The sequence below is a fragment of the Aphanizomenon flos-aquae FACHB-1287 genome (assembly GCF_014698755.1).
GTDB lineage: Bacteria > Cyanobacteriota > Cyanobacteriia > Cyanobacteriales > Nostocaceae > Dolichospermum > Dolichospermum flosaquae.
Genome location: NZ_JACJTO010000079.1, coordinates 1 through 3962, shown reverse-complemented (window position 1 = coordinate 3962; position 3962 = coordinate 1). Strand labels below are relative to the sequence as shown.

The window sequence follows — 3962 nt, the reverse complement described above, 5'->3', positions numbered from 1 at the left end:
GGTTAATGCTATTACTGATGAAAATGCTCTCAATTGGTTTAATCATTGTGGATTGTTTTTTGACCCTATTTAGATAGCTATTCTTGTACTGGACTTGATATCAAACTGCTGTAGGATTTTGGATAAATTTACGGGCATTGATGTCTTCAGGGTGACAACTGACGATAAGATCAGGATAGAAGTATGGACCGTTAGGACTAATTTGCACTTTTACATCTGATACATTGATTCGACAAGCTCTAGGACGGAGATGGGGGTGTAAAAATGTGTAAAGATTGAGAGTAATATCATTATGGGGAATTGTACCACCTGTCATGGCAAAAACTTCGCCGTTGATGTATTCGTAGCGAATATCTTGGTTAAGTTCCCATGGGAGATATTCCTCAATGGTCATTTTTGTTGGTTGTTGGGGAATGGCTATCATAGCAGGATTTTTTCAGGTTTGTTTTGATTATAGCAATTGATAGGAAAATAGTTCTTAATCAGACAAAAGAATTGCAGCTAATCGTTGCTCAACTTCTTGAATATAATCTTTCAAACCTGTATCAACTCCTCTTTCTCGTAGATGTTTTAAATTTGTCTTTTCCCAACATAGCTTTTCCCGTTCCATATTTCCTGTCAGTTGTTCAACTACTACTTTTACATTTCTCATTCGTTCCGGTTCTTTTTCTGAAGTGGCACGTAATCTGTGAGACTCTATGCAAGGATCAAAACTCAATTGATTTTTGATTTCTTCTAGTATTTGTTCTTCTTGTTGATTAGATGGAATAAAGCCATTTAAAACCCATGCTTCACGTTTTGGATCAGCAGCACCAATGATAATTTCTAATTTCGGCGTTTTATTAATATGTTCTGAACGTGCTTGTTCAATTCCTTCTTTACGTTCCAGTTGATTATCTAAATCACGGATAAAAATAACAGCTTTAATCTGTCGTATTCTTTGCAGAAAACGTACCAAATTAAGAACTTTAATAGATGCTGCACCATCAGCTTTTAAAGGCACACCCTTGCTATGACCTATAAATCTGGAAGGTTTATATTTTATTTGTGATTTTGCATCATCAATGATTTTGATAATGTCTCTCCAGCAAGAAAATTCTGTCCCTTCCTCTAAACCATTCCACTGAAAACAATGTTGCAGAATATCATCATCTAACCAGTCGAATTTTTCCTTTAAAACTCGCTCGGCTAATTTAGTAGCTGTTCTGGCATCTGCACCACTTTCAACTATGACAATAAACTCAATCACAGACTTCTCCTTCTGTTACCCAATCTTCACCTTCAGCATCCCAAGATTCACCTGTTGTCAAGGTTTCTTTTGCCCATTCTACATCAGGATGTTCATCCAAACGTTTGGACATTGTGAACCCTGATTTACTGTTATTTAAGATGTGAACTTGAGAAGGAGTAAGTGCATCAATAATATAAGGGGAATGAGTAGAGAAAATAATTTGCAAGTTGGGATTTTCGGCAATGATTTCTTTAAAAACATTCATTAATTCACGTTGTGCTTGAGGATGAAGTCCCTGTTCCACATCATCTAATAAAACTAAATTAGGTTGATTAGGATTCATTAGTACAGTTAATAATCCTAATGTTAACATTGTTCCTTCGCTAATTGCATGGGCTGGAATACGTTCACCTGTATTCATGTCTAGTACCACCTCTTGTCCTGTCATTTCCTGAGTTTCTTCATAGGAAATAGATTTACCATCTACTTCGATTAAACGTTTGCGAATGACTGGAACTTTTGCTCGTTTTATGCCAACTTTGCGAACATTTGGAACAATTCGACTCAGCTTTTCTTCTATTAATTGAAATTGATCTGGAGCTTCATCACGCAGAAAATCTAAGGTAGGTGCTAATCCTGATCCGTCAAATTCAACTTTTGGCGTAATTTCTTCACTGTAAGCTGGTTTAGCAAGATTACTTGCAACTAATTTTAGGTAAACAGTAGGCTTGAAAAAATTAGATGGTAAAGGTGGATCTTGTGGTGAGTATGAATATGAACCATATAGTTTTTCATGTGTCAAACTACTTTTATTACCATCTATATTCCATGATAATTTTGCAATCCAATTATTATTATTATTTTTGTTCTCCAAGCTATAGGAAACTTGGCAATTTTTTTGATTGTCCCAATAACCACTCGCAGTAACAGACATATTTTTTTCGCCAATTGTTGTAATGAATTGAGGTGATCTATCATACTCAAATATTTTTTCAACGGATGTATCAGGAATCATGCTTAGATAATGCAATGCTTGGAGGACTGTTGTTTTACCGGCACTGTTTTTTCCTACAATTCCATGTAATCGGGAATTATCAAAATTGAGTTCTGTTGATTTATGGCTTTTGAAATTATGAAGGATTAGTTTTTCTAGCATATTTTTAATATGTAATTATTTTCTCCAGATAATATCATACTTTAAAAACAACATCGTCTATAAAAAATGGATTAAATAAAACAAAACTAAAATCCTGCTTGTTTTTTCATCTCTTGATAATAATAGGGACTGTGACCCCATCCACCAAGTGAAGCATTAGAATAATTTCTACGAAGTATTTGACTAAGTTGAATAGACTGGTCATAAGTGAATTGTTTCATTTCTACATAACGAATTTCTCTATTTATAGGATCAACAATTTTGGCTTTTGCTGGATTTTCAAATACATCAATAAAAAGCATAATTTTATCATCATTAAATTCCTCAAATTTAACTAGATTAGATGACGACATTCCCATAGCATTCCAGTTAACAGCAATGATAGATGAACGATTATACTCTGTTTCAGTTGCTTGAATAAGAAGTTCTGAAATTTCTACTGCATCTATAATTTCTTCTTTTTTGGGAAGACTATAGTGATGTTCAAATACATTACGTGGATCAATAACAAGTCGCTGAACGACTTTAGGAATATTGACACCAATTTTTTGAAGGGCTTCAATTTTTTGAGGATAGTTTCCTTGAAAATGTTTTACTAAGTGATTGTATCTAACTAATATATCAACTCGACAGCATAATGATTGTTTTGCATAACTGATCGCGTTGCTTAAACCATATTCATCACCTTCTTCTAACCCTCTCTTTGCCCAAGATAATAGTTTTTCAGCAGAAGTCCAATTAGAGATCCATTTACAAGTCGAAATATCACCTAATGGAATTGTTTGAGCAGCACTTATAAAATCTTCTACTTCAACAGTAATTAAAGATAACGGACTCATTGTTAGTCAACCTGTGAATTTAAATTATGTAAATAATATTGTAACTTGTACTACTGCATTTTGAGATTATGGTGCGATCTCAAAGAGCAATCACGCACCATATAAGATAAATTTAATCAGACTGTTACCAGTCTAAATGCCCTTCGTTGATCATTCTTCCTCCATGGTGCAAAAGAGCACCAACCAACTCACTATAATAACTATTATCAACTTCCATTTCAGAAACTACACTGCCTTTTGACAAAACACCAATAATAGTCGGTTTATCCTCTTGAAGGATACGATACTTAATAATTTTTACTGGGCGAAGATCGCAGTATCGACATCCAAAATCTTTCAAATCTTGCTCAGAATTAAAGACAGCACATAATTTTTTATACTCAGTATTTGATGATGAAAACATTTATCTATCTCGGCTAAACTTCAAAATCATAGTAACATATCAGGTATACATTAAGTATTCACAATTATGATGTCATCCCGTCATGGGTTAGCGACAAAGTGCAATGATTAACAGATTCAGCTTCAATGTGCTGCATCTAACAGAAAAAGATAGCTATTCCCATGAATTTTTTGAATTGAGAATTTGAATACAGGCATTTGTATCTAAGAGATAGGCCATTTACAGCAGTTTGAGATCAAAAGCGGTACAAAGATGGTAAACTTTAAAGATGGAAAAAAAAGAAAATAATTGAGATATATATGGCAGCAGCATATTCGACTGATATAAGACAAA

Annotated in this window: 4 protein-coding genes and 1 pseudogene; all 5 read right to left on the bottom strand. The window is 33.9% G+C overall.

What is annotated here, in order from left to right:
* Window positions 1-103: 103 nt before the first annotated feature.
* Window positions 104-424: pseudogene (locus H6G44_RS19865) on the bottom strand (Uma2 family endonuclease); the annotation flags it as partial.
* 54 nt (window positions 425-478) lie between these two features.
* Complete coding sequence (locus H6G44_RS19860; protein WP_190388276.1) at window positions 479-1249, bottom strand: hypothetical protein; 771 nt, start codon at window positions 1247-1249, stop codon at window positions 479-481.
* Window positions 1242-2387, bottom strand: coding sequence for an AAA family ATPase (locus H6G44_RS19855; RefSeq protein ID WP_190388275.1), 1146 nt, complete (start codon window positions 2385-2387; stop codon window positions 1242-1244). The genes H6G44_RS19860 and H6G44_RS19855 overlap by 8 nt, the downstream gene beginning before the upstream one ends.
* 86 nt (window positions 2388-2473) lie before the next feature.
* Window positions 2474-3226 carry a hypothetical protein gene (locus tag H6G44_RS19850; RefSeq protein WP_190388274.1) on the bottom strand — a complete coding sequence of 251 codons (753 nt, stop codon included), beginning with the start codon at window positions 3224-3226 and terminating at the stop codon, window positions 2474-2476.
* 124 nt (window positions 3227-3350) lie between these two features.
* Window positions 3351-3629, bottom strand: a complete 279-nt coding sequence (locus tag H6G44_RS19845) for a hypothetical protein (RefSeq protein ID WP_190388273.1) — start codon at window positions 3627-3629, stop codon at window positions 3351-3353.
* Between the last annotated feature and the right edge of the window lie 333 nt (window positions 3630-3962).